Consider the following 25,527-nt stretch of genomic DNA (forward strand, 5'->3'; position numbering starts at 1 on the left):
CTACCCGGTGAAGTCCGGCGGCGGTGTCCACGGGTCGCCGACCTCGAAGACGCGCTGCCGGTACTGGCGACCCATCAGGTGGTCCCAGTCGCCGGGGCGGAGCATCGGGTCGTGCGGCCGGTACGCTTGCCACACGGCGGTTTTCTCGTCCTTCCAGTACCCGGACCAGTTCTCCGGCCGCTGCCGGATCACGTACCCGTCGTACTCGTCACGCCGCACCCACGTCCGCCCATCGCCGTCCAGATCGGCGAGGGAAGCCAAGATCGCGCCGGCGACGTGGTCGACGTGGTCCCTGTCGGTCTCACGGTGCCCAACGGTGCTCAACGTCCGCACGTAGTCCGGTTGGGCCGTGGCCAAGACATCATGCAGCATCCCGATGAACGACGAACGCGTATAAGGCGCGCGACCGTCGATGGGTTGCGCCACAAAGCTCTCGTCCAACACCATCCGCGCCAGGTCCCCGGTCTGGTCACTGCCCCCTGCGGCGTGGACGAACGTGAACAACAACCGCACCCGCGTGCCGTCCAACGTGTTCGTGGCGATCTCGTGCCCACCCAACGTCAACGTCTCGAACGTCCACTGGTTGGCCACATGCGCCGCGCGCGCATAAGCGGCCCGTGCACCGTGGATGCGCATGTCGGCGTATTCCATGCCACACGCGGGAAACCCCTCACCGCACAACAGATCCCCAGCTGTCAGGTACACCACCCACACGTCATAACCGGCCTGCACGTCGGACAGGATGTCCGGGTTCATGAACAGCAGGTCGTCGTCCGGGTGAGCGACAAAGCTCACGGTGGTGGTCATCGCATCCCTCCCTACAAGGGGAGGAGGCGGTTCTGGGCAACGGGATACGACGTGCGCCGCCGACCTACTCGACGACGCGGGCGTAATAGTCGGGTTCGCCGACTCCGAGCTGCGGGTGTTGTAGGCCGTGGGCGTAGGGCACACAACGCTCGGCCAGTTCGGGCGGCGTCGCGTTGCGCTCGGCCAGCCACCGGGTCCATTCGGGTAGCAGGGCCACCAACTCGCCGGCGTAATCCTCGCCGTAGTAGTCCCGCACGAACGGCACGAACAGGGCGACCCGGTGCGGGGAACAAGCGGTGAACAACGCGTCGAGGTCGTAGACGCACCACGAGTCGGCCAGTTCCCAGGCCAACTCGTCCAGATCGTCCGACGCCTCATGGGTGCCACGGGCACGCAGCCACGCGGCGAACTCGGCCGCCGCCGTGGCGACGTCCACACCCCGGGCAGGTGGACGTCCCCGCCGCGCCACCGCCTGCTTGACGAGCTCGGCCAACCGCCTCGCCCGGAAGAACTCGGCGAACTGCGCCTCGCTCTCCCCACCGTGGTCGTGCATCCCCGGATCCACCGCCATCAGCTGGGAGAGCAGCCACGGGTCGTCGACCGGGACGAACTCCGTGCCTGCGGCGGCGATCTCGCCGACCCCGTCCCGCCAGTCCGCCACCGCCGCCTCCGGCGTGGGGTGGAAGCGGCTGTGCACGGTGCACACCTCGTGCCCGCAGGCGTCGAGGTCCCACAAGTACCAACGCTCCGACCCGTCCGCACGGGCGATCGGCGTGACGACACCGAACCGGCTGCCGTACCGGTCCCGGGTCCACAACACCGGACCACTGACCCTCGGACCCGGCGGCACCCGCCGCCCCACCGCGTTCCGGGCGATCCCGGCCGCCGCAGCCGCGCCGTACGGATTCGGCAGGACGCCCGCCACCGCGGTGAGCACCCGAGAAGCGTCCGCACCGCCGGCCACAGCCGCCTTCACCACAGCGTCGGCGATGTGCCGCGGCTGCACGTCCTCGTCCACCGGCAACCGCGCCGCCTCGCCCAACAGCGTCCCCAACCGCAGGCACAACGCGTCTTCCACGTCCACGTCCGGCTGATCCGCCACAACCCGCACGAAATCGGCGACCAACTCCGTCGCCGCCACCTCGGCCCACGCGGCCCGCCGCACCTCCGCCTGTTCCCGGGCGGCGGTCAGTTCTCGCCAAGCGGTCCCGAACTCGCGATCCAGCACACCGAGATCACCGCCCGGCACCTGCTGATCAACGCGGGGCCTCGACGACCCAGGAGCTTTGCCGGACTTCTTCTTCCGCTTCCGCGACACGGGCACAGCGGCAGCCTAAGGGGAACCGCCGACTTCACCGCAGGGGCCGGTTGAACGCACGCAGCAAAAAGGGCGGAGACCGGTTCACCGGCATCCGCCCTGGGTTCGTGCACGTCGTACTCTGGTGGAGCTGAGGGGAATCGAACCCCTGACCTACTCGATGCGAACGAGTCGCGCTACCAACTGCGCTACAGCCCCGTGTTCAGTTGTCGTTCTCGGTGGTGCGGCGAAAGCATATCAGGCGTCGGGGGGTGGTTCCGCCACCCCCCTCTACTCGCCCACCGCCCGCCGGTACGGCAGCGCCTCCGGGCCGTCCAGCTCGACGAACACCGGGTCCTCGTCGTCGGCGTCCACCACGACCGTGCCGGGGCGGACGTGGTGCTCGAAGCGCGGCTGCGGGGTCAGGCCCGGCTCCTCCTCGACGTCGACCTCGGCGTCGGCGACAACCGCCGGGCGCGGGGACGGCCGGCGGCGGGCCTGGGCCAGGCGGGCCAGGCGGCGGGCCCGGACGTCCTCCTCGATGCGGACCTGGCGGCGCAGGTACACGAGGTAGCCGACCAGGGTCACGTCGACGGCCGCGTGGCCCCACCAGGCCAGCGGGTACAGCACGCCCGCCACCACGCCCGTGACCAGGGCGAGCAGCAGCAACGTGCCCACGACGCGACGGCGGAACGCGTACTTCGCCTGCGCCACGATCGCCGCGGTCTCCGGGTCGAAGCCGCCGCGGCCGGGCCGGTAGGGCCGGTGCGCGACCTCCTCGAACTCGGCGTCGGCGTAGTCGTCGTACTCGTCGAACTCGGCGTCGGGCATGGCGTCGTACCCCTCCTCCATGCTGGTCCGCGCGTCGGCGCGCTTGCGCGCCACCATCGGGACGAGGACGACCAGCCAGGCCACCACCAGTCCCACGATGATCAACGAACTCGGCATCCCCGTCACCTCCCCCTACCCGCGCGGACTTCGTACGCCACGCTAGTCACAACAGTCACACCTGTGTCGGAGGCACGCCGACCGGCGTACGTACCAAAGTGTGGTCTATCACCCACTTTCGGGTGATCCGAATAAGCCGCTCGGCACGCTGATCAGGCGGTTCGGGCGAACCCGGCGGCGACCAATCGGCGTACCAACCCCTCGGGGGACGCCTCCTCCGCGGTCATCGCGAAGCACAGGTGGTCGCGCCAGTCGCCGGCCACATCGAGGTAGCGCTGGAACAGCCCTTCCTCGCGGAAACCGGCCTTGGCCAGCACCCGCAGGCTGGCCTTGTTCTCCGGCCGCACGGTGGCCTCCAGCCGGTGCAGCCCGGCCTCGCCGAAGCAGTGGTCCACGACCAGCGCCAACGCCGCCGTCGCCACGCCGCCCCGGGCCCGGTCGGCCGCGACCCAGTACCCGACCCACGCCGAGCGCAGCGACCCGCGCACGATGTTGCCCACGGTGATCTGCCCGGCCAGGTCGCCGTCCACGGTGATCACGAACGGCAGCGCCTGGCCGCGCCGGGCGAGGGACTTCAGGGACGACCACTGCGCCGGCCACGACATGGCGGCGTTGCGCTCGGGCCAGCCGTCGACGGCGGTGGGCTCCCACTCCTCCAGGTGGGCCTGGTCGCGCATCCGGATCCGCGACCACGCGGAGGCGTCGAACAGCTTGGGCGGGCGCAGCGCGACGACACCGGCCTCGACCCGCAGCGGACCGAGCCGCGCGGGCCAGCCGGGGTGCCTGCCGCCTTCCCACGCGAGACCCGCGCCCATCCCCCTCCGATCGACTCGTCCCGAGTTCAACTCTTCTGGGCCAGGAAGCTGACCAGCACTTCCTCGCCCGCCGCCACGTCGGTCACGTCCTGGTCGACCATGATCAGGCAGTTGGCCTCGGCCAGCGACGCCAGCAGGTGCGCACCGGAGGTACCCAGCGGCTGCACGAGGTACTCGCCGTTGTCGGCGTCGCGCAGCAACTGGCCGCGCAGGAAGCCGCGCCGCCCCTTGGCCGAGGTCAGCGGCGACAGCAGCCGCGCGCCCACCGCCCGCCGGTACGGGTTGCGCTTGCCCAGCGCGGCCCGGATCAGCGGGCGGACCAGCACCTCGAACACGACCAGGGCGCTCATCGGGTTCGCGGGCAGCAGGAACGTGGGCACCGCGTCCGGCCCGAGCCGCCCGAAGCCCTGCACCGAGCCGGGGTGCATGGCCACGCGCGTGCAGTCGACGTCGCCCAGGTCGGCCAGCGCCGCGCGGACCTCGTCGCCCACGACGCCGCCGACCCCGCCCGCGATGACCACGATCTCGGACAGCAGCAGCCGTCCCTCGACGACCTCGCGCAGCTTGCGCGGGTCGACCGACATGATCCCGACCCGGCTGACCTCGGCGCCCGCGTCCCGCGCGGCGGCGGCCAGCGCGTAGGAGTTGACGTCGTAGACCTGGCCCTGGCCGGGGGTGCGGTCCACGTCGACCAGTTCCTCGCCGACGGAGATCACCGACACCCGCGGCCGGGGGTGGACCAGGACCTTGTTGCGGCCCACGGCGGCCAGCAGGCCGACCTGGGCGGCGCCGATGGTCGCGCCGCGGCGGACGGCGACGTCACCGGTCTGCACGTCCTCGCCGGTGCGCCGCACGAACGCCGCGGACGGCACCGCGCGGTGGACGGTCACCTTCGCCGCGTGCCCGTCGGTGTACCCGAGGGGCACGACGGCGTCGGCCAGGGTCGGCAGGGGCGCGCCGGTCGCGACCCGGACCGCCTGGCCCGGCTGCAACCGTCTGGGCTGGCGGGAGCCGGCGGGGATCTCGCCGACCACCGGCAACTGGACCGGTTCCCCGCCGGCGGCCTGCACGTCCACGCTGCGCACCGCGTAGCCGTCCACCGCCGCCTGGTCGAACCCGGGCAACGCGCGCTCCGCGACGACCTCCTCCGCGCAGAGCAGGCCCTGCGACTCGGAGATCGCCACGCGCACCGGGGCGGGCCGCACGGCGGCGGCGATCACCCTGGCGAGCTGCTCTTCCACTGACCTCATGTGCCGACCCTCGTTCAGGAGTTGCCGAGGCGTTCCCGCAACCACTCCCCCAGCTCGGGCCCGTAGTCCGGGTGCTCGAGTGCGAAGTCAACCGCAGCCTTGAGGAATCCGGCCGGATTGCCCAGGTCGTGTCGCCCACCCCGGTGGACCACGACGTGGACCGGGTGACCCTCGTTGATCAGCAGCGCGATGGCGTCGGTGAGCTGGAGCTCGCCGCCGGCGCCGGGCGTGATGCGCTTGAGGGCGTCGAAGATCGCCCGGTCGAGGAGGTACCGGCCGGCCGCCGCGTAGGTGGAGGGGGCGTCCTCGGGCTTGGGCTTCTCGACCATGCCGACGACCTGCTTGACGTCGTCGTCCCCGGTGTCGCGGACGTCGAAGACGCCGTAGGCGGAGATCTGCTCCTTGGGGATGTCGAACGCGCACAGCACGCTGCCGCCGAACCGCTCGCGGGCCGCGGCCATGCGGGTCAGCACGCCCGTGGGCAGCACGAGGTCGTCGGGGAGGAGGACGGCGACGGCCTCGTCGTCGCCGGTCAGGTTGCCCTCGGCGCAGCCGACGGCGTGGCCGAGGCCCAGGGCCTTGTCCTGGATGGCCGTTTCGACCTTGAGCAGGTTCGACGCCCGGCGGACCTTCTCGACCAGGTCGGTCTTGCCGCGCGCTTCGAGCGTCTGTTCCAGTTCGGGCTGGGGGCGGAAGTACTCGGCGACCGCGTCCTTGCCCGGTGAGGTGACGATGACGAGCTTGGTCGCCCCGGCTTGCGCGGCCTCGGTGGCGACCAGTTCGATCCCCGGGGTGTCGACGACCGGCAGCAACTCCTTGGGCACCGCCTTGGTGGTGGGGAGGAAGCGCGTGCCCAGTCCCGCCGCGGGCACGATTGCTGTCTGGAAGGCGCTCATGGACAGCGAGCGTAACGGCGTGGTCAGGGGAATCCGCGATGACGTCCGATGAACGTAACCGGAAGACGACGGAGCGCACACGGCTGCTCGCCGCGCGGCGGGTCGCTTCGCCCGCGCCGTTGACGTCCGTGGTGCTCTCCGCGGTGTCGCATTTCGGCGTTTCGCCTGGTGAGGCGGTGTGCGCGTACTTGGCGGTCGGGGGTGAGCCGGGGTCGGTGGAGATGCTCGACGTCCTGCGGTCGGCGGGGTACCGGGTGTTGCTGCCGATCGTGGTGGGGGCGGCGCCGCTGGACTGGGCGGAGTACGACGGGTCGGTGCGGCCCGGTCCGTACGGGCTGCGGGAGCCCGCGGGGGTGGCGTTGGGGTCTTCGGCGATCGGTTCGGCGGCGTTGGTGCTGGTCCCGGCGTTGGCGGTGGATCACCGGGGTGTCCGGTTGGGGCGCGGTGGCGGGCACTACGACCGGTCGCTGCCGATGGCCCGGTGCCCTCTGGTGGCGGTGGTCCGCGAGTCGGAGTTCGTCCCTTCGCTGCCGCGTGAGGAGCACGACGTGCTGATGGACGCCGTGTTGACGCCTTCGGGGCTGGTGCGGCTGCCGGTGTGACGTTGTCCGTGTCGTTCGTTTGTGACGTTGACCTGTGATGTTTGCGCCACGTATGCCGGCCGGCGCATCATCGTGGTTGGCACTCTGGGCGTCCGAGTGCCAGACCAGGACCGTGGAGGGGCGACCAGTGCCGACCTACCAGTACGCATGCACCGAGTGCGACCACCGGTTCGAAGCGGTGCAGTCCTTCTCCGACTCGGCGCTGACCGAGTGCCCGGAGTGCAAGGGCAAGCTGCGCAAGCTCTACGGCGCGGTGGGCGTCGTGTTCAAGGGCAGCGGCTTCTACCGGACCGACAACCGGACGTCTTCGTCCTCTTCTTCCTCCTCCTCGAAGAGCGAGTCTTCGTCCGCGAAGAGCGAGTCGAAGCCCGCGTCGACGTCGTCGTCGTCCTCCGCTCCGGCCGCCGCGGCGTCGTAACTTTCCCCAAGTTGTCCACAGCCCCCGAGTTGTCCACAACTCGGGGGTTCGTGCTTTTCCGACCCCCGATCCTTCCCTACCGTCGAGCCCATGAACACGACTCGAAGGATCTTGGCGGCCCTGTTCCTGCTGGTGGCGGTGGTTGTGGCGGTGTGGCCCGGCCCGGCCGGGGTGGAGGTCGCGGTGGCGGCCCGCGACCTGGCGGCCGGGGTGCCGCTCACCCCCGGGGATGTGGTTGTCCACCGAATACCCCCCGAGTTGTCCCCAGGCGGGGCGGTCGGTCCACAGCAGGCGGTGGGGCGTGCCCTGGTGTCGCCGGCGCGCGCCGGTGAGCCGCTGACAGACCTGCGCCTGTCGGCGGAGAACCCGGACACGGCGTCCGTCGCCGTCCGCTTGGGCGATCCCGCGGTGGCGGGTCTGCTGACAACCGGCGCCCGCGTCGACGTGGTGGCGCAGGACCGCGTGCTGGCCGAGGCGGCTTCGGTGGTGGCGGTCCGGGGCGGCGAGGTGGCGGTGCTGAACCTGGACCGCGCGGCGGCGACCCGGGTCGCGTCCGAGTCGCTGGCGCAACCCGTGGCACTGACACTGCGCTGACCCGAGCCCGCTTTGACCTGCCTTTTTCATGAATTCATCGCCAGACCGATGAGTGTCGGCCGCGGTCGACGTTCCACTCGGTGTAAGCAGCAGGCACGCACGCGAAGGAGCACACCGTGGACTGGAAGCTGGAAGTGGTCGTCGTCCCTGTGACCGATGTGGACCGCGCGAAGGAGTTCTACGCCGACAAGCTCGGCTTCACCGTCGACACCGACCACCGCGCCGGTGACGCGTTCCGGGTCGTCCAGGTGACACCGCCCGGGTCGGGGTGCTCGATCGTCTTCGGCAAGGGCCTGGGCGGCGGGATGGAGCCGGGCTCGCTGAAGGGCAACCACCTGGTGGTCGCCGACATCGAGGCCGCCGCCGCTCAGCTCGACGCGGCCGGCGTGAAGCACTCGGGCGTCCAGCACTTCGAGGAGGGCGGGATGGTGCCCGGGCCGGACCCGGCGAACGCGGACTACAACAGCTTCGTCTACTTCGACGACCCGGATGGCAACACGTGGGCCGTCCAGCAGGTGGCGAAGAGCGTGCGCTGACGCCATGAACGCCGACGTGGACCTCGACCTGGACGGGGCGTTCCGCCGGCACCGGCGGGAGCTGCACGTCCACTGCTACCGCATGCTCGCCTCCTACGACGAGGCCGAGGACGCGGTGCAGGAGACGCTGCTGCGGGCGTGGAAGGGGCGGGACGCGTTCGACGGCGGCAACGTGCGGGCGTGGCTGTACCGGATCGCGACCACGACGTGCCTGGACGCGATCCGGTCCAAGGCGCGCAGACCGGTGGCGGCGCGGCAGGAGGTGAGCTGGCTGACCCCGTACCCGGACACCCTGCTCGCCCCGGCGGAGGACGAGCCGGACGTGGTGGCGGTGGCGCGGGAGACGGTCGAACTGGCCTTCCTCGCCGCGCTCCAGGTGCTGCCGCCCCGGCAACGGGCCGCGCTGCTGGCCAAGGAGGTGCTCGACATGTCGGCGAAGGAGACCGCCGACCTGCTGGACCTGAGCGTCGCCGCGACCAACAGCGCCCTCCAGCGCGCCCGCGCGACGATGCGGCAGCACCTGCCGTCGCACCGCCACGAGTGGTCCGCGCCCGAGCCCAGTCCGGCCGAACGCGACCTGCTCGAGCGGTTCATCGACGCGCACCAGCGCTGCGACGCCGCCCTCGCGGTGTCGATCGCGGCGGAGGACCTGCGCGTCACCATGCCGCCGCTGCCGGTGTGCTTCGACGGCCTGGCCGCCGTGGCGCCGTTGATGGAGCGGGCCCTGGGCCCCGACCGGGACGGCGACTGGCGGTTGCTGCCGACCGGCGTGAACCGGATGCCGGCGGCGGCCAGCTACCTGCGACGGCCGGGCGACACCCTGTTCCGGCCGTTCAAGCTCGACGTGCTGCGCGTCGAGGGCGACCGCATCGCCGAGATCACCACCTTCGGCACGGTCCTGTTCCCGCTGCTGAACCTGCCACCCACCCTCGCCCCCACGGACTGACCCGACACACGCACCCGCTGTGTCACAGGGAGGAGCGCAACCGGTTACCCTCCGCTAGCCCCCAAGTGTCCCCCCGAATGGAGGAGCCGGTCGTGATCAAAGGCTTCAAAGACTTCCTCATGCGCGGCAACGTGGTCGACCTCGCGGTCGCGGTCGTCATCGGCGCGGCGTTCGGCGCGATCGTCACGGCGTTCACGAACAACCTGATCAACCCGCTGGTCGCGCTGTTCGGCGGCAACAACGTCGACGGCCTGGCCGTGCAACTGGGCAGCACGGACAAGACGACTGTCGACTTCGGCGCGATCATCACGGCGGCGATCAACTTCCTGATCGTCGCGGCGGTCGTCTACTTCGTCTTCGTCCTGCCCATGAACAAGATCAAGGACCGCCGCAAGCGCGGCGAGGAACCCGGCCCCGCCGAACCGACGGACGTGGAACTCCTGAAGGAAATCCGCGACCTCCTGGCCGCCCAACAACGCCAAAACCTGAACTAACCACCGCAGCCCGCCCCTGGGCTCCCTCAACCACCTGGGCTTCCCTGCACCCACCCCAGGGCTCCCTTAGCCGGCAGGGCTCCCTGAACCACCCAGGCAGCCCTTCCAGCCCTCCAAAGCCGCCTGATCGCGGTCGCGGGCTACTCGTGTGTCGCTACTCGTGGTGTGGGGGGCGGTTGTCGCGGTACCACTGTTCGTCGCGGGCGGAGGCGGTCGGCTCGTCCGGTGATTCCGGCAGGACCTCGCCGAAGACCTCCGCCAACCGGCGACGACGCGCCGCCTCGGCGGCGGCCGAAGTGGCTGCTGCCGAGGCGGGAGCGTCGTCGGCCGGGTCGGTCATGCCTCGTCCAAGCCCGAGAGTTGCTCGATCACGTACGGGACGAGGGCCGACAGGGTGGCCATGCCGTCGCGCACCGCCGACCGCGAGCCGGCCAGGTTGACGACCAGGGTGCTGCCCGAGATGCCGACGAGGCCGCGCGAGATGCCCGCGTCCACCGCGCCCGCCGCCAGCCCGGACGCCCGGAGGGCCTCCGCGATGCCGGCGATCGGCCGGTCCAGCACGCCCTGCGTCGCGTCGGGTGTGACGTCGCGCGGCGACACGCCGGTGCCGCCCACGGTGACGACCAGGTCGACGCCGCCGATGACGGCCGTGTTCAGCGCGGCGCGGATGCCCACGACCTCGCCCTCCACCGCGACGGTCCCGTCGACGATGAATCCCGCTTCCTCCAGCAGCTCGGTGACCAGCGGCCCCGTGCTGTCCTCGTGCTCACCGTGCGCTACCCGGTCGTCCACGATCACGACCAGGGCACGTCCCAGGCGCTGAGCGCTGCGTTCCATGCGAATCACCGTACCCAGTGGACCGACCGGGCCGGCCCCCGGACACGGCCTCACGCGGTGCGCAACGGCAACCGGACTTCGAAGCGGCAGCCCGCGCCGTGGTTGCGGGCGTCGATGGTGCCCCGGTGCGCCTCCACCAGACCGCGCGCGATGGCCAGGCCGAGGCCGCCGCCGACCGGTTGCCGGCTGGGCGTGCCGCGGAACGCCACGTCGAACACCCGCGGCAGGTCCGCCTCCGGGATGCCGCCGCACGCGTCGTCCACGCGCACCAACGCCTCCGCGCCCTCGACGTCCACCTGCACCGCGACCGTCCCGTCCGGCGGCGTGTGGCGGATCGCGTTGGCCAGCAGGTTGCGCACCACCCGCGCCAGCTCGGGGTCCGAGCCCAGCACCACCGGCCAGGTCACGGCGTCCGCCTTGAGCTCCACCCCCTTGCGCGCCGCGACGGCCCGCTCCGCCGCCACGACGTCGCTCACCACGTCCGCCAAAGGCACCTCGGACAACGTCAACCGCAACGCGCCGGCGGTGATCCGGGACAGCTCGAACAGGTCGTCCACCATGCCGGACAGCTGCCGCGCCTCCGCCGAGATCCGGCCCGCGTAGTCGGCGACCTCGGCGGGCTGCGTCACGACGCCGTCCGCCAGCGCCTCCGCCATCGCCCGGATGCCGGCCAACGGCGTGCGCAGGTCGTGGCTGATCCACGCCACCAGCTCCCGCCGCGACGCCTCCGCCGCCCGCTCCCGGGCCCGCGCCTCCCGCTCCCACACGCTGCGCCGCGCGATGGACCGTCCCAGCACGACCGCCGCCGGCACGGTGACCAGCGCGACCAGCCCGCACACCAGCACGGTCGTGACCAGCATCGACGTGAACATGAACCCGCTGACCGCGAGCACCCCGCCGACCGTCGCCACCACCGGCACGATCGCGAGCACGGTCAACGCCGCCGCCAACGACCCGTGCACGAACCGCCGCAACAACAACGCGCCCAGCACCGCGAGCGGCAACGAGAACAGCACCGCGTACGGGAGGATGTGCGAGATCTCGACGAGCATCAGGCACCCCTGTCCCACCGGTACCCGACGCCCCACACGGTCGCGATGCGCACCGGCCGAGCCGCGTCGACCTCGACCTTCTCGCGCAGGCGTCGCACGTGGACGGTCACCGTGGATTGGTCGCCGAACTCCCACCCCCACACGCGCGACAGCAGCTCGGCGCGCGAGAACGCCGTCCCGGGGTGGGTCAGGAAGAAGGCCAGCAGGTCGAACTCGCGGGTGGTCAACGCCAGCTCGACGCCGTCCTGCCACGCGGTGTGCGCGCCGACGTCCACCCTCAGGTCCCCGTCGACCAGCACGGACGGCGACGCGGTCGCGGCGGCGCGGGACCTCCGCAGCACCGACGTCACGCGCAGCGCCAGCTCGCGCGGGCTGAAGGGCTTCGTGACGTAGTCGTCCGCGCCGAGGGTGAGCCCTGCGATGCGGTCCTCCTCCTGGCCGAGGGCGGTCAACATCACCACCGGCACCGCGCTGCGCTGCCGCAGCCGCCGGCACACCTCCAGCCCGTCGATCCCGGGCAGCATGAGGTCGAGCACCACGAGGTCGGGCTCCCGCTCGGCGACGCGCCGCAACGCCTGCTCGCCGTCGCCGACGAGTTCGACGTGGTGCCCGGCCAACTCCAGGTACCGCCGAACGACGTCCCGCACCGTCACGTCGTCGTCCACGACCAGCACCCGCCCGGTCTCGCTCACCACCCCAACCTACGGCGACCCGGTCCGCCGAGCCGCCCCACGACCTCGACCGTCACCACCTCGTAAGCCCCACCTCGTAAGCCCCACCTCGTGAGCCCCACAGCCGGGGCCTGGCACAGGCGGGGCCTGGGGTGCGGGGCTGCCGTCGTGCCGCGCTCCTTGTTTACGGGACGCGCGAGATGGCGAAACGGCTCGGATCCTGCATGTCGCTGGATCGGGTGAAAGTCCGCCACAGGGCGGGAGCCGCAAACAGGAGCCGCATGCCGGCAGGTGAGGGGCGGCCTGCCGGGATGCGGCCTCTGGACCGGCTCGGGCACGTGAGCCGGGGTCTATGGGATGGGATATGGGCTGGGTGTGGGAAGGGTTAGCGGGTTTCCACTGGCTGGCTGCCCAATGTCACCTCGACGGTCTTGCCGCCGACCGTCATCTGCACCTTCTCGCCCGGAGCCCTCGAACGGACCGCGGCGACCAAGGCGTCCGACGTCGCGATGGGCCGGTCGCCGAAGCGGGTGATCACGTCGCCGGGCTTGAGGCCCGCCTGGTCGGCCGCGCCGCCCGACGTGACGTCCCGGACCAGGGCGCCGCCCTGCTGGTTGTCCACCACCTGCACGCCCAGGACCGTCTGGGTGGCCTTGCCGGTTTCGCTCAGCTCCTTCGCCGTGCGCTTGGCCTGGTCGATGGGGATCGCGAAACCGATGCCGACCGAACCCGCCTGCGAGCCCTCGCGGTTGGGGCTGTAGATCGCCGAGTTCACGCCGACGACCCGGCCCTGCATGTCGACCAGCGGGCCGCCGGAGTTGCCCGGGTTGATGGCCGCGTCCGTCTGGATGGCGTTGAGGACCGTCGTCTGGCTGCCGTCCTCGCCGCCGGCCTTCACCGGGCGGTTGAGGGAGCTCACGATGCCCGACGTCACGGTGCCGTTCAGGTCGAACGGCGAACCCACCGCCACCACCTGCTGGCCGATCCGCAGGTCGCCCGAGCTGCCCAGTTCGGCGGTCGCCAGGCCGGACACGTCGTCGGCCTTCACCACGGCCAGGTCGGACGTGGGGTCGCGGCCGACGATCTTCGCGGGCACCGACTTGCCGTCCTGGAACTGGACCTTCATCGGGCCGCCGGCCGCGGCGGACTCGACCACGTGGTTGTTGGTCAGCACCAAGCCGTCCGAGCTGACCACGATCCCCGACCCGGCACCGCCGCTGACCTGCACCTGCACCACGGCCGGCAGCACCTTCTGCGCCACCTGCTCGATGGAGCCGGTGGCCGGGTTGTCGGTCTGCCGCGCGGGCGGTGGGGCGTTCAGGGCGTTGGTCACCGGGCCGGACCGTTCGGCGGCCTGGTAGCCGATGTAGCCACCGATACCGCCCGCCAGGCCACCGACGCCGAGCACGAGCGCGGTGATGCCGGCGACGACCTTGCCGCGGCCCCGCTCCCTCGGCCGGGGCTGGGTGACGACGGATCCGGGTGGCGCGAAGTAGGGACCCGGTTGGCCGGGCGTCCCCTGCTGGACGCCCGGCTCACCGGATGGCTGGGCGCTCCCCCAGCCGGAGTACGACTGCCCGGCGCTGCCCTGCACAGCGCCCGGCGAGCCGATCGGGTTCCCGAAGAACCCGGGTACCGGGGACGCGGCGCTCCCGTGCGGGGCGCTCGGCGTTCCGGTGTCCGGGGTCGGGGTGCTCCCCTGCGAAGCACCCTGACCACCGGTCGACGGCGGTGCGCTCTCCCCCTGCGGAGCGTGCGCACCACCGGTGTCCAGGCGCGCGGTGTCCCCCTGCCGGACACCGTACGCGCTGGTCGGCGGCGGGGTGCTGCCCTGCGCAGCACCCTGCTCGCCGTTGTCCGGCGCGGCGGCGCTGCCCTGCACAGCGCCGCCGGCACCGGTTCCTCCGGGCGGCACGGAGCTGCCCTGCACAGCTCCGGGGCCACCTTCCTCCGGCCGACCGGCACCCTGCTGCCGGTCACCGGCGTCTGCACGACCGGCGCCGCTCGGCGCCCACGGGCTGCCCTGCGGCTGCTGCGGCTCGTTCTCGGTCATGCCCACCACTCTGGGGTGTGCGCCTGAGAGGAGCCTTAAACGGACCTGGGCATCAGTTGTGAGTCCTCAGGGTGAACATCACCCGCGTAGACGCTCCGCGATCTGCTCAGGCGTCGCATCGTTGACCCAAACGCCCATACCGGACTCCGACCCGGCGAGGTACTTCAGCTTGTCGGCGGTGCGCAGCACGGAGAACACCTCCAGGTGCAGCCACGCCAGGTCGCGACCGACCCGCACCGGCGCCTGGTGCCACGCCGCGATGTAGGGCAGGGGGCGCTGGTAGAGGGCGTCCAGGCGGTGCAGCACGGAGAGGTAGAACTGGGCGAAGTCGTCCCGTTCCGCCTCCGACAGCGCGGGCAGGTCGGGCACCTGGCGGTGCGGCACGACGTGCACCTCGACCGGCCACCGGGCGGCGGCGGGCACGTAGGCGGTCCAGTGCTCGGACGACCCGACGACGCGCGTGCCCACCGCCCGTTCGGCGGCCAGCACGTCACCCATCAGGTGGGTGCCGTGGGCCGAGAAGTACTCGCCCGCCACGGTCAGCATCCGCTCGGTCTTGGGCGTCACGAACGGGTAGCCGTAGATCTGGCCGTGCGGGTGGTGCAGGGTGACGCCGATCTCCTCACCCCGGTTCTCGAACGGGAAGACCTGCTCCACGCCGGGCATGTCGTTCAGCGCGGCGGTCCGGTCGGCCCACGCGTCCACCACGGTCCGCACCCGGGACGCGGGCAGCGAGCCGAACGACGTGGTGTGGTCGGAGGTGAAGCACACCACCTCGCACCGGCCGCGCCCGGCGGCCCGCGCCACCATCGGCATCCCGTCCACAGTGGACGGCAGGTCCGCCAGGCCCTGCGCGAAGGACGGGAACCGGTTCTCGAACACCGCGACGTCGTAGTCCGCCTCGGGGATCTCGGTCGGCATCTCCGGCGTCGACGGGCACAGCGGGCACAGGTCGGCGGGTGGCTTGTAGGTCCGGGTCTGGCGGTGGGCGGCCATCGCGACCCACTCGCCGGTCAGGGGATCGCGACGCACCTCCGACAGCGGCTGCGTCCGCGGGAGGTCCCGGGTGTCGACGGCCACGCGGGGTGGCGCCTCCGGGGTGTCGTCGAAGTAGATGATCTCCCGACCATCGGCAAGTTTCCCCGCCGTGCGCTTCACGCGAACTCTTCCTCTCCCCGTCCCGGCACGTGCGCCAGGACCAGTTCACCCACCTGCTCCCCGAGCACGCCCCGTGCGGTCTCGGGCAGTCCTTCGTCGGTCACCAGCACGTCCGCCTCGTCCAGCGCGGCGATGGTCGAGATGCCGACCGTGCCCCACTTGGTGTGGTCGGCGACCACCACGACCCGCCCGGCCGCGTCGACCAGGGCGCGGTCGGTCTCGCTCTCGTTGAGGTTCGGGGTGGTGAACCCGGACCGCTCGGCCATGCCGTGCACGCCCAGGAACACCACGTCCAGGTGCAGCGACCGCAGCGCCTGCACGGCCACCGGCCCGACCAGCGCGTCCGACGGCGTCCGCACCCCGCCGGTCAGCACGACCGTCCGGTCGGTGCGCCCGCTCTGCTGGAGCACGTCCGCGACCCGGATGGAGTTGGTCACCACGGTCAGGTCGGGGATGTCGTCCAGGAACCGGGCCAGCGTCCACGTCGTGGTGCCCGCGGACAGGCCGATCGCGGTGCCGGGGCGGACCAGGGTCGCGGCCTCGGCGGCGATGGCCTCCTTCTCCGGCAGCTGGCGCACCGACTTGGCCTCGAACCCCGGCTCGTCGGTGCTGCGGCCGACCACGGACGTGGCACCGCCGTACACCTTCTCCACCAGGCCGCGGGCGGCCAGCACGTCCAGGTCGCGGCGGACCGTCATGTCCGAGACGCCCAGCCGCACCACCAGGTCGCTGACCCGCACCGCGCCGGTCCGCCGGACCTCTTCCAGGATCACCGCTTGCCGTTGCCGCGCCAGCACGTCACACCTCTTCCCTGAGGACAACCACTCCTCCGGCGGGCACGGTGAGCGGCCCGGTCACGCGCGTGCCGGTCAGCAGCTCGACCCCCGCCGCGGGCAGCTCGACGTCGCCGCCCCCGTGGTTGATCGCGACCAGCCACGATACGGGCGAACCGGCCACGGCACCCCGTCGACGCACCACCTCGACGTCCGGGGTACCCGACGGGCCGCGCGGCACCCCCGCGTCGAACAGCACGGCGTCCACCAGCTTGGCCAGCCCCTCGCCGGACAAGCCGCAGGCCAGGTACCAGGCCGAGCCGTCGCCGTGCTCGTGGCGGGTCACGGCGGGCACGCCGGGCAGCGGCCCGTCCGCGTAGGAGGCGACCGCCTTGGCCCCGTCCAGGTGCAGCAGCTCGGTCCACAGGGCGACGTGGCCGCCGTCGTCCAGGGTCGCGGTCTGACCCCGGCCCAGCGGGAAGAACTCCTCGGTGCGCACGCCGAGCAGGTCGCGGAACGCGCCCGGGTAGCCGCCGAGGTGCACGTGGCCGCGGGTGTCGGTGACGCCGGACAGGTAGGTCACCAGCAGCCGGCCGCCGTCGGCGACGTACCGCTCGAACGGCTCGGCGGAGTCCAGGGCGTACAGGGCGGGGAGCGCTACCAGGGAGTACCCGGAAAGGTCACCGTCCGGTGGCAGGAAGTCCACCGTCACGCCGGCCTGCCAGAACGCCCGGTACAGCGCGAAGACGTTCTCCTGGTAGGAGAAGTCGGAGTTGGGGTGGCCCGGTTGGCCGACCGCCCACCGGGACTGCCAGTCGTAGACGATCGCCACGCGCGCGTCCACAGTGGACCCGATCAGCTCGCGGATGCGTTGGTACTCCGAGCCGACCTGGCACACCTCGCGGAACACCTTGGTCTCGGTGCCGGCGTGCGGGACCATCGCCGAGTGGTAGCGCTCGGCCCCGGCGCGGGACTGCCGCCACTGGAAGAACAGCGTGCCGTCCGCGCCCCGGGACAGGTGGGCGTAGGAGTTGCGGCGCAGTTCGCCGGGCAGCTTGGCGATGTTGCGGTGCTGCCAGTTCACCGCGGACGTGGAGTGCTCCATGAGCAGCCACGGCTTGCCCTGCGCGAGCCCGCGGGTGAGGTCGGCGGCGAACGCGAGTTCGACGTGCCGCTCGGCGTCCTCGGACGAGGTGTAGTGGTCGTTGGACACGAAGTCCACCTCGCGCGCCCACGCCCAGTAGTCCAGCGCGGAGAACGTCCAGCCCACCATGAAGTTCGTGGTCACCGGCACGCCCGGGGTGACCTCGCGCAGCACGTCCCGCTCGGCCTTGAACAGCTCCAGCAGGGCGTCGGAGGAGAACCGGTCGAAGTCCAGCAGCTGGCCGGGGTTGTGGTAGGTCGGGGTGGCGCGCGGGGGCAGGACCTGGTCCCACGCGGTGTAGTGCTGGCTCCAGAACGCCGTCGCCCAGGCCTCGTTCAGGGCGTCGAGCGAGCCGTGATGGGCCTCCAGCCACTCGCGGAAAGCGCTTGCACAACGGTCGCAGTAACAGCGCGACACGTGGCAGCCGTACTCGTTGCCGACGTGCCAGGCGGCCAGCGCCGGGTGGTCGCGGTACCGCTCGGCCAGCGCGCGGGCCAGTGCGACGGCCTTGCGCCGGTACACCGGCGAGCTGGGGCAGTACTCCTGGCGCGAGCCGTGCGCGAACCGCACGCCGTCGGCGCGTTCGGGCAGCATCTCGGGGTGCGCGGCGGTCAGCCACGGCGGCGGGGACGCGGTGGCGGTCGCCAGGTCCACCCGGACGCCGCCCTCGTGCAGCAGGTCCAGCACGCGGTCCAGCCAGGCGAACTCGTAGCGGCCGTCCTCGGGTTCGAGCAGCGCCCACGAGAAGATGCCCACGCTGACGAGGTTCACGCCGGCCTCGCGCATGAGCCGCACGTCCTGCGCCCACACCTCTTCGGGCCACTGCTCCGGGTTGTAGTCGGCGCCCCACGCGAGCCCCGGCACACCCAACGGCCAACTGGTCATGCCGCAAAGACTGACGACAAAGTCCGACATCGTCAACACAAGCGAACAGGATCGATCGTTTGACTCTGTTCGGCGGCAGCCGATCGCCGGGACGGCCGGTTGACCCTGTTCAGCGCGACTACGGTCCGAACCTGCCGGTTAACGGGTGCGTAACGGGGCTTGACATGAGGTGTGCTTCAGACCACATTGTGCGCAACTTTGTTGAACTCATGTTTGGTCGTGTGCTGATCAGTTCACCCGGAGGAGCGAAGATGTCAAGGTTCGAGACCCCTCACCCGCTCATGGGCCGCCGTGCCCTGCTGAAGGCGATCGTCGCGGGCGCGGGCCTGGCGGCGGTCCCGGGGCTCGCCGCGTGCGGCAGCTCCGACGGTGGCGCCGCGACCGACACGGTCTCGTTCGGCAACAACCTCTCCGACCAGGTCCCGAAGGACGCCATCACCGCCGCGCTCAAGAGCTTCGAGCAGCAGTCGGGCCTCAAGGTCGCGATCAACACCAAGCAGCACGAGCAGTACCAGGAACAGATCAACAACTACCTCCAGGGCCGCCCGGACGACGTGCTGGCCTGGTTCGCGGGCTACCGGATGCGGTTCTTCGCGGGCAAGGGCCTCACCGGCGACCTGTCCGACGTGTGGGGCAAGGTCGGCAGCAGCTACGGGAGCGCGTTGAAGGAGGCCTCCACCGGGGCCGACGGCAAGCAGTACCTGATCCCGTTCACCCAGTACCCGTGGGGCATCTTCTACCGCAAGAGCGTCTGGCAGCAGCGCGGCTACGAGGTGCCCAAGACCCTGGACCAGCTGGTCGCGCTGGCCACGAAGATGAAGTCCGACGGCCTGGTGCCGATCGCGTTCGCCCAGAAGCAGGGCTGGCCCGGCATGGGCTCGTTCGACCAGCTCAACTTCCGGATCAACGGCTACCAGTTCCACGTCGACCTGATGGCGGGCAAGGAGGACTGGCAGAGCCCCAAGGTCAAGGAGGTGTTCGACACCTGGAAGCGGCTGCTGCCGTTCCACCAGGAGAACGCCCTGGGCCGCGAGTGGCAGGAGGCCGCCCAGTCGCTCGGGCAGGGCAAGTCGGGCATGTACCTGCTCGGCTCGTTCGTCGCCCAGCAGTTCAAGGGCCCCGACCTGGACGACCTGGACTTCTTCCCGTTCCCCGAGATCAACCCCGCGCACGGCCAGGACACCGTCGAGGCGCCCATCGACGGCTACATGATGGCCCGCAAGCCCGCCAACGAGGCCGGCGCGAAGAAGCTGCTGGAGTACCTGGCCACGCCCGCCGCGCAGGCGGCCTACCTCAAGACCGACCCGACGTCGATCGCCACGGTGAGCAACGCCGACACGTCCGGCTACAACGCCATCCAGAAGAAGGCCGCGCAGCTCATCAAGGACGCCAAGCACATCACGCAGTTCCTCGACCGCGACACCGACCCGCGCTTCGCCAGCGACGCCGCCACGAACGGGCTCAACGCGTTCATCCAGAACCCGAACGACATCGACTCGATCCTCAAGGGCATGGCCGACCAGGCGAAGACGATCTTCACGGGGTGAACGGCATGACCGCGGTGCGGGACAAGGCCTCCGGCCACACAGACCCCGGCGGCGCGGCGGCGTCCTCTCCCCCGCCGCCCCGCCGGACCAGGCGCGCGACCGCGCTGCCCTCCGGGGACAAGCTGGTGCTCGGGCTCATGCTCGGCATCCCCTCGCTGGTGCACGTGCTGCTCGTGTGGCTGCCGGCGCTCGGCTCGATCGCGCTGTCGTTCAGCTCGTGGGACGGCATCGGCGGGTTCGAGGACATCGAGTGGATCGGCTTCCAGAACTACGTCGACATCTTCACCAGGTACCCGCGGTTCTGGCCGGCGTTGCAGCACAACCTGATCTGGCTGGTGTTCCTGCTGGTGGCGCCGACCGTCGCCGGGTTGCTGCTGGCGGTGCTGCTGGACCGGCAACTGCGGTTCGGGCGGCTGTACCAGAGCGCGCTGTACCTGCCGATGGTGCTGTCGCTGGCGCTGGTCGGGTTCATCTGGCAGCTGATCTACCAGCCCGAGCAGGGCCTGCTGAACAACCTGCTGGGCACGGCCGACGACCGCCCGACCAACTGGCTGGGCGACCCGGACATCAACCTGTACGCGGTGCTGGTCGCCGCCGCCTGGCGGCACACCGGGTACGTGATGCTGCTGTACCTGGCCGGGCTGAAGTCGGTGGACCCGGCGCTGAAGGAGGCCGCGGCGCTGGACGGCGCGAGCGCGTTCCAGACGTTCACGCGGGTGACGTTCCCGGTGCTCAAGCCGGTGAACATCGTGGTGCTCGTGGTGACGGTGATCGAGGCGCTGCGCGCGTTCGACATCGTGTACGTGGTCAACAAGGGCCGCAACGGGTTGGAACTGCTGTCCGTGCTGGTGACGGACAACATCATCGGCGAGTCCAGCCGGATCGGGTGGGGCTCCGCGCTCGCGGTGGTCCTGCTGATGATCTCGGTCGGTTTCATCATCACCTACCTGTTCCAGGTGTTCCGGAAGGAGGAAAGGGCGTGACGACCCGACCGGCCCGGGTGGCCCTCCACGTCTTCCTGGCACTGACCTGCCTGGCCACGCTGGCGCCGCTGCTGTGGGCGCTGTACGCGTCCCTGCGCACCTACGACGACACCAACCGCAACGGGTACTTCTCGGTGGCGGAGAGCCTGACCCTGGAGAACTACGGCAACGCCTGGACCCAGGCCGACCTGCCGCACTACTACCTGAACACGCTGCTGATCACCGTGCCCGCGATGGTGCTGGTGCTGCTGCTCAGCTCGATGGTGGCGTTCGCGGTGTCCCGGTTCAGCTTCCGGTTCAACATCGCGCTGCTGATGCTGTTCACCGCCGGGAACCTGTTGCCGCAGCAGGTGATCGTGACCCCGCTGTACCGGTTGTTCCTGCTCGTCGAGGTGCCCGAGTGGGTGTCGGAGTCAGGTCTGCTGCTGGACTCCCAGGTCGGTCTGGTGCTGATCCACGTGGCGTTCCAGTCCGGTTTCTGCGTGTTCGTGCTGAGCAACTACATGAAGACCATCCCGCACGAGCTCGGCGAGGCGGCCCGGGTGGACGGCGCGGGCGTGTTCCGGCAGTACTGGCAGGTCATCCTGCCCCTGTGCCGGCCCGCGCTGGCCGCGCTGGCGACCCTGGAGTTCACCTGGATCTACAACGACTTCCTGTGGGCGCTGGTGCTGATCCAGACCGGCGACAAGATGCCGATCACCTCGGCGTTGCAGAACCTGAAGGGCACGTTCTTCACCGACAACAACCTGATGGCGGCCGGGTCGCTGCTGGTGGCGCTGCCGACGCTGGTGGTGTTCTTCGTGCTGCAACGGCAGTTCATCGGCGGTCTGACACTCGGGTCGACGAAGGGGTAGGCGCATGAGGATCGTCGCCGAGGTCCCGGTGGACCCCCGGAGCGTCCGGGTGCACGAACAGGGCTGGCAGTCCTGGTCACCGTCCACGGGCTACTCGCTGGCCCAGGCCCCCTACCGGTGGGTCGCACCGGAACACCGGATCGGCAACTACCGCGCCGAGTCGTTCCCCACCGGCTTCTGGGGCGAGGGCTTGCTGGCCGTGGACCCCGGCGACGGCGCACCGGTCACCGTCGTGGCCGCCGCGTCACCCGTCGAGTCGGTGCCGTCCATCAAGGCCGCGTACGTGGACCAGCGGGTGGTCGTGTACGCGGACGGTCCGGTAGAGGTCCGGGTGGAACCGGTGCCCGTCGCGCAGGCGTTCGCGCGGTGGGCGGACGACGTGGTGCAGGCGTTGGGCTTGGCTCCGCCCAGGCCCGCGCCGACTGTGTGGTGCTCGTGGTACCAGTACTTCACGTCGGTGACGGAGTCCGATGTGGACTTGAACCTGCGGTTGATGCGCGAGTTGGATCTGCCGGTCGATGTCGTGCAGGTGGACGACGGGTACCAGGCGGAGGTCGGCGATTGGCTGGTGCCGTCGGGTCGGTTCGCGAGCGTGCCCGGGGTGTTCTCGCGGATTGTCGAGTCGGGCCGGCGGGCCGGCATCTGGACCGCGCCGTTCCTGGTGGGGCGGCGGTCGCGGTTGTTCGAGGAGCACCCGGACTGGTTGGTGCGGGGCGGCGACGGGACATTCGTGTCCGCCGGGCGGAATTGGGGTCAGCAGCTGTATGCCCTGGACACCACCCATCCCGGGGGCGTGCGACTACCTGCGGGAGGTGTTCACGACTTTCGGGTCTTGGGGGATCGACTTCCACAAGATCGATTTCGTGTACGCGGCTGCGTTGCCGGGGCGGCGGTATGAGGACGTTTCGCCGGTGGAGGCTTATCGGCTGGGTGTGGAGTTGGTTCGGTCGGCTGTCGGAGATGCGTACTTGTTGGGGTGTGGTGCGCCGCAGTTGCCGTCTATCGGGTTGGTGGATGCGATGCGGGTTAGTCCGGACATCGCGCCGGAGTACGAGCCGGGGAACGGGGATGTCGCCCAGCCTTCGCAGCGGGGGGCGGTGTTGAACGGGGTGTCGCGGGCTTTTCAGCATGGGCGGTTTTGGGTGAATGACCCGGACTGTTTGATTGCGCGGCCTGAGGTGGAGCGGCGGAGGGAGTGGGCTGAGCACGTTTCGGCTTATGGCGGGATGCGGAGTTCGTCGGACGGGTTGGATCAGCTTGACGAGTGGGGGCTGGAGACCACGCGCCGAGTGCTGGCCGAGCCTGTACCGGTGCGGTTCGTGGACGCGTAGAGCTCACAACGCGCGCCAAACTTTTCGAGATCTTTGAGAGCAACGCTTCGCTCTCGAGCTGACGCGCTGGCGCGCTCTCAAGATGAAAAGCGGGCCGGGAGACCACCGATGGGGGGTGAAGGGCGTCGGTTCCCCCACCGCATGACCTGGCGGAGCCAACCACACTTTGGGTCGGGTGCCGCTAAAACTTTTTGCTCGTTCCTCGCAAAAACTTTCGGCTGCACCCGACCCAAAGTGTGGTAGCCCTTCGGGCAGGCCATACGGTGGGGGAACCGAGGCCCTCCACTTGTAGGTAACACCTACCGCGCGCTCCGCGCGCGTGGAACCGCGCTGCGCGCGGAAGAGCTGGAGCTGCCGAGTGGTCGGGTTGTTAAGGACGGCCGGGGAGGCGGAGGGTGAAGAGGGCGCCGCCCTGGGGGGATCTGCCTGCGTAGGCTGCGCCGCCGTGGCGTTCTGCTGCCTGTTTCACGATTGCCAGGCCCAAGCCGCTGCCCGGGAGGGTGCGGGCCTCGCTGGAGCGGTAGAAGCGTTCGAAGACGTGGGGTAGGTCTGCGTCTGCTATGCCTGGGCCGGAGTCGGCTACTTCCAGGGCCACGCTGCCGTCGCCCACCTGGCGGAGTTCCAGGCGGACGGTGCCGCCGGAGGGGCTGAACTTCACCGCGTTGTCCAGGAGGTTCATTACTGCGCGTTCCAAGGCGCTGGAGTCGCCCAGCAGGGTCCACGGTTGTAGGCGCACGTCGAAGGTGACGTCTGCCGGGGCTCGGCGGCGGGCTCGGTCCAGGGCTCGTTCTACTACCTCGACCAGGTCGACCGGTTCGTGGACCACCTGGGGGGCGTCTTCTCGGGCCAGTTCGACCAGGTCGCCGATCAGGGTGGTCAGTTCGTCCAGTTGTGCCCGCACGTCGGCGTGGATCTCCGTTTTGTCCTCGTCGGACAGGGTGGGGGCGTCTGGGCGTTCGGAGGCGAGCAGGAGTTCCAGGTTGGTGCGCATGGACGTCAGCGGGGTGCGTAGTTCGTGGCCGGCGTCGGCTACCAGTCTGCGTTGGCGTTCTTGGGAGTCTGCTACTGCGCCCAGCATGGCGTTGAAGCGTTGGGTCAGTCTTGCCAACTCGTCGTCGCCGGTTACCGGGATGGGGCGCAAGTCGCCGGTCAAGGCCACGCGTTCGGTGGCCTCGGTCAGGCGTTGGACCGGGCGCAGGCCGGTGCGGGCCACGGCGGTGCCGGCTGCTGCCGCGACCAGTACGCCGATGCCGCTGATCACGAACAGGACCACGGAGAGCTTGCCCAGGGTCTGGTTGAGCGGCGCCATCGACTGGGCGATCACCATCGCCCGACCATCCTCATAGGGCACTGAGATGACCCGGAAGCCGGTCCGGTAGTCGTCCCACATGTTCTCCAGCTTGGTGCCCTTGGCGACGTCTAGGTCGCCGGAGCTGGACGGGGGTGCGATGGTGCCGGTCGGGTAGAGCATGCGGCCGTGCACGTCCAGCAGGCCGATCCGCACGTCGCCGGCGGCCAGGAAGGCGCCGGGCACCTCGGTGAGGTCGGCGTTCACCCTGGGTGCGGTGACGGCGGCGCGGGCGCGTTGGCGCAGGTTCTCGTTGAGCTGGTCGTCCAGGTTGCTGCTGACGGTCATGTACGCGCCCAGCGACACCACGGCGACCACGCCCGCGACGCAGAACGCCGCCAGCAGGGTCACCCGGGCCCGCAGGGACACCCGCTGGAACCGCCCGTTGGCGGTACCGATCACGGAGGTGTCTCCCGCAGCACGTAGCCGACGCCGCGCACGGTGTGCAGCAGGCGGGGTTCGCCGTCCGCCTCCGTCTTGCGGCGCAGGTAGCCGACGTAGACCTCCAGGGCGTTGCCGGAGGTCGGGAAGTCGTAGCCCCAGACGTCCTCCAGGATGCGGCCCCTGGTCAGCACCTGCTTCGGGTGCGCCAGGAACAGCTCCAGCAGGGCGAACTCGGTCCGGGTGAGGCTGATCGGCCGGTCGCCGCGGCGCACGTCCCGGGTGTTGGGGTCAAGTTCGAGGTCGGCGAACTTGAGCACCGTGGCCCCCGGGTCGGCGGCGGCGTCGGCGGCGGCGCGGCGCAGCAGTGCCCGGAGCCGGGCCAACAGCTCCTCCAGGGCGAAGGGCTTGGGCAGGTAGTCGTCCGCGCCGGCGTCGAGGCCGGACACGCGGTCGGACACGGCGTCGCGGGCGGTCAGGACGAGTATCGGCAGGTCGTCGCCGGTGCTGCGGAGCCGCCGGCACACCTCCAGCCCGTCCAGCCTGGGCATCATGACGTCCAGGACCATCGCATCGGGACGCTGCGCGACGACCGCTTCCAAGGCCTGCTGACCGTCACCGGCCAGGTCCACCTGGTAGCCGTTGAATTGCAGTGAGCGGCGGAGCGACTCACGCACGGCCCGGTCGTCGTCGACAACGAGGATGCGCATGGGATCAGTTTTGCCTCTCGTCCTGAGAACGGCCTGAGAAGGGCATGTGAGCTAACCGTCAAGTCGCGCCGGGGGGGGGGGGGGGGGGGGGGGGGGGGGGGGGGGGGGTGGGGGGGCGGGGGGGGATCGGTGCGGTGGTGATCGGGGCTCCGTTGGCGGCGGTGGTGATCGGTCCGGTGGTGATCTGGGCGGTGGTG

At 70.7% G+C, this 25,527-nt stretch carries 26 protein-coding genes and 1 tRNA gene; 10 read left to right on the forward strand and 17 right to left on the reverse strand.

Features of this window, described 5'->3' with window-relative positions:
- The 7 genes from WBN91_RS19120 to WBN91_RS19150 all read right to left on the reverse strand — a co-directional run bounded on the left by WBN91_RS19120 (position 1) and on the right by WBN91_RS19150 (position 6,013).
- Complete coding sequence (locus WBN91_RS19120) at positions 1 to 807, reverse strand: PIG-L family deacetylase (protein WP_337725126.1); 807 nt, start codon at positions 805 to 807, stop codon at positions 1 to 3.
- A gap of 64 nt (positions 808 to 871) precedes the next feature.
- Positions 872 to 2,035, reverse strand: coding sequence for a hypothetical protein (locus WBN91_RS19125; RefSeq protein ID WP_337725127.1), 1,164 nt, complete (start codon positions 2,033 to 2,035; stop codon positions 872 to 874).
- Positions 2,036 to 2,247: 212 nt separating this feature from the next.
- A tRNA-Ala gene (locus tag WBN91_RS19130) sits at positions 2,248 to 2,323 on the reverse strand.
- A 72-nt stretch (positions 2,324 to 2,395) separates the two neighbouring features.
- Positions 2,396 to 3,052 (reverse strand): divisome protein SepX/GlpR, encoded by a 657-nt coding sequence (gene sepX, locus WBN91_RS19135; RefSeq protein ID WP_337725128.1) that lies wholly within the window; start codon positions 3,050 to 3,052, stop codon positions 2,396 to 2,398.
- Positions 3,053 to 3,204: 152 nt separating this feature from the next.
- Positions 3,205 to 3,867 carry a GNAT family N-acetyltransferase gene (locus WBN91_RS19140; protein ID WP_337725129.1) on the reverse strand — a complete coding sequence of 221 codons (663 nt, stop codon included), beginning with the start codon at positions 3,865 to 3,867 and terminating at the stop codon, positions 3,205 to 3,207.
- A 26-nt stretch (positions 3,868 to 3,893) separates the two neighbouring features.
- Positions 3,894 to 5,117, reverse strand: coding sequence for a molybdotransferase-like divisome protein Glp (gene glp, locus WBN91_RS19145; RefSeq protein WP_337725130.1), 1,224 nt, complete (start codon positions 5,115 to 5,117; stop codon positions 3,894 to 3,896).
- Between the two features lie 14 nt (positions 5,118 to 5,131).
- Positions 5,132 to 6,013, reverse strand: coding sequence for a UTP--glucose-1-phosphate uridylyltransferase (locus WBN91_RS19150; protein ID WP_337725131.1), 882 nt, complete (start codon positions 6,011 to 6,013; stop codon positions 5,132 to 5,134).
- Between the two features lie 38 nt (positions 6,014 to 6,051).
- Between WBN91_RS19150 and WBN91_RS19155 the strand changes: the two genes are divergently transcribed.
- The 6 genes from WBN91_RS19155 to mscL all read left to right on the forward strand — a co-directional run bounded on the left by WBN91_RS19155 (position 6,052) and on the right by mscL (position 9,603).
- Positions 6,052 to 6,615 carry a 5-formyltetrahydrofolate cyclo-ligase gene (locus WBN91_RS19155; protein ID WP_337725132.1) on the forward strand — a complete coding sequence of 188 codons (564 nt, stop codon included), beginning with the start codon at positions 6,052 to 6,054 and terminating at the stop codon, positions 6,613 to 6,615.
- A 127-nt stretch (positions 6,616 to 6,742) separates the two neighbouring features.
- Positions 6,743 to 7,033 carry an FmdB family zinc ribbon protein gene (locus tag WBN91_RS19160; protein WP_337725133.1) on the forward strand — a complete coding sequence of 97 codons (291 nt, stop codon included), beginning with the start codon at positions 6,743 to 6,745 and terminating at the stop codon, positions 7,031 to 7,033.
- A 90-nt stretch (positions 7,034 to 7,123) separates the two neighbouring features.
- Positions 7,124 to 7,627, forward strand: a complete 504-nt coding sequence (locus tag WBN91_RS19165; protein ID WP_337725134.1) for an SAF domain-containing protein — start codon at positions 7,124 to 7,126, stop codon at positions 7,625 to 7,627.
- Positions 7,628 to 7,743: 116 nt separating this feature from the next.
- Complete coding sequence (locus WBN91_RS19170; RefSeq protein ID WP_337725135.1) at positions 7,744 to 8,163, forward strand: glyoxalase superfamily protein; 420 nt, start codon at positions 7,744 to 7,746, stop codon at positions 8,161 to 8,163.
- 4 nt (positions 8,164 to 8,167) lie between these two features.
- Complete coding sequence (locus WBN91_RS19175) at positions 8,168 to 9,109, forward strand: RNA polymerase subunit sigma-70 (protein WP_337725136.1); 942 nt, start codon at positions 8,168 to 8,170, stop codon at positions 9,107 to 9,109.
- A gap of 92 nt (positions 9,110 to 9,201) precedes the next feature.
- Positions 9,202 to 9,603, forward strand: coding sequence for a large-conductance mechanosensitive channel protein MscL (gene mscL, locus WBN91_RS19180; protein ID WP_337725137.1), 402 nt, complete (start codon positions 9,202 to 9,204; stop codon positions 9,601 to 9,603).
- Between the two features lie 154 nt (positions 9,604 to 9,757).
- On the opposite strand, the gene WBN91_RS19185 is transcribed toward mscL, so the two are convergent.
- The 8 genes from WBN91_RS19185 to WBN91_RS19220 form a co-directional block, all read right to left on the reverse strand.
- On the reverse strand, positions 9,758 to 9,943 hold the full coding sequence (locus WBN91_RS19185; protein WP_337725138.1) for a hypothetical protein: 186 nt from the start codon (positions 9,941 to 9,943) through the stop codon (positions 9,758 to 9,760).
- Positions 9,940 to 10,440, reverse strand: coding sequence for a MogA/MoaB family molybdenum cofactor biosynthesis protein (locus WBN91_RS19190; protein WP_121223263.1), 501 nt, complete (start codon positions 10,438 to 10,440; stop codon positions 9,940 to 9,942). Before WBN91_RS19190 ends, WBN91_RS19185 begins: the two co-directional genes overlap by 4 nt.
- 50 nt (positions 10,441 to 10,490) lie before the next feature.
- Entirely contained in the window at positions 10,491 to 11,492 is a 1,002-nt protein-coding gene (locus WBN91_RS19195; RefSeq protein WP_337725139.1) for a sensor histidine kinase, read from the reverse strand.
- Complete coding sequence (locus WBN91_RS19200; protein ID WP_337725140.1) at positions 11,492 to 12,187, reverse strand: response regulator transcription factor; 696 nt, start codon at positions 12,185 to 12,187, stop codon at positions 11,492 to 11,494. The genes WBN91_RS19195 and WBN91_RS19200 overlap by 1 nt, the downstream gene beginning before the upstream one ends.
- Before the next feature lie 361 nt (positions 12,188 to 12,548).
- Positions 12,549 to 14,216 carry a trypsin-like peptidase domain-containing protein gene (locus WBN91_RS19205; protein WP_337725141.1) on the reverse strand — a complete coding sequence of 556 codons (1,668 nt, stop codon included), beginning with the start codon at positions 14,214 to 14,216 and terminating at the stop codon, positions 12,549 to 12,551.
- A gap of 78 nt (positions 14,217 to 14,294) precedes the next feature.
- On the reverse strand, positions 14,295 to 15,374 hold the full coding sequence (gene galT / locus WBN91_RS19210) for a galactose-1-phosphate uridylyltransferase (RefSeq protein WP_337725142.1): 1,080 nt from the start codon (positions 15,372 to 15,374) through the stop codon (positions 14,295 to 14,297).
- Positions 15,371 to 16,171: a DeoR/GlpR family DNA-binding transcription regulator gene (locus WBN91_RS19215; protein WP_121223266.1), complete on the reverse strand. Its 801-nt coding sequence runs from the start codon at positions 16,169 to 16,171 to the stop codon at positions 15,371 to 15,373. Before WBN91_RS19215 ends, galT begins: the two co-directional genes overlap by 4 nt.
- A gap of 1 nt (position 16,172) precedes the next feature.
- On the reverse strand, positions 16,173 to 18,176 hold the full coding sequence (locus tag WBN91_RS19220; RefSeq protein ID WP_337725143.1) for a beta-galactosidase: 2,004 nt from the start codon (positions 18,174 to 18,176) through the stop codon (positions 16,173 to 16,175).
- A gap of 251 nt (positions 18,177 to 18,427) precedes the next feature.
- On the opposite strand from WBN91_RS19220, the gene WBN91_RS19225 reads away from it, so the two are divergent.
- The 4 genes from WBN91_RS19225 to WBN91_RS19240 are packed head-to-tail and all read left to right on the forward strand — an operon-like array spanning position 18,428 to position 22,458.
- Positions 18,428 to 19,723: an ABC transporter substrate-binding protein gene (locus tag WBN91_RS19225; protein ID WP_337725144.1), complete on the forward strand. Its 1,296-nt coding sequence runs from the start codon at positions 18,428 to 18,430 to the stop codon at positions 19,721 to 19,723.
- A 5-nt stretch (positions 19,724 to 19,728) separates the two neighbouring features.
- Entirely contained in the window at positions 19,729 to 20,706 is a 978-nt protein-coding gene (locus WBN91_RS19230) for a carbohydrate ABC transporter permease (protein ID WP_337725145.1), read from the forward strand.
- A complete protein-coding gene (locus WBN91_RS19235; protein WP_337725146.1) occupies positions 20,703 to 21,560 on the forward strand; it encodes a carbohydrate ABC transporter permease in 858 nt (285 codons plus the stop codon). Before WBN91_RS19230 ends, WBN91_RS19235 begins: the two co-directional genes overlap by 4 nt.
- Before the next feature lie 4 nt (positions 21,561 to 21,564).
- A complete protein-coding gene (locus WBN91_RS19240) occupies positions 21,565 to 22,458 on the forward strand; it encodes an alpha-galactosidase (protein ID WP_337725147.1) in 894 nt (297 codons plus the stop codon).
- An 803-nt stretch (positions 22,459 to 23,261) separates the two neighbouring features.
- Here WBN91_RS19240 and WBN91_RS19245 read toward each other — a convergent pair.
- Together WBN91_RS19245 and WBN91_RS19250 are read right to left on the reverse strand one after the other, a co-directional pair.
- Positions 23,262 to 24,641 carry a sensor histidine kinase gene (locus WBN91_RS19245; RefSeq protein ID WP_337725148.1) on the reverse strand — a complete coding sequence of 460 codons (1,380 nt, stop codon included), beginning with the start codon at positions 24,639 to 24,641 and terminating at the stop codon, positions 23,262 to 23,264.
- Positions 24,638 to 25,330, reverse strand: coding sequence for a response regulator transcription factor (locus WBN91_RS19250; protein ID WP_337725149.1), 693 nt, complete (start codon positions 25,328 to 25,330; stop codon positions 24,638 to 24,640). The genes WBN91_RS19245 and WBN91_RS19250 overlap by 4 nt, the downstream gene beginning before the upstream one ends.
- Positions 25,331 to 25,527: the final 197 nt, after the last annotated feature.

This window comes from Saccharothrix sp. CCNWYY140, assembly GCF_037401995.1.
In the GTDB taxonomy this organism is placed as follows: domain Bacteria; phylum Actinomycetota; class Actinomycetes; order Mycobacteriales; family Pseudonocardiaceae; genus Actinosynnema.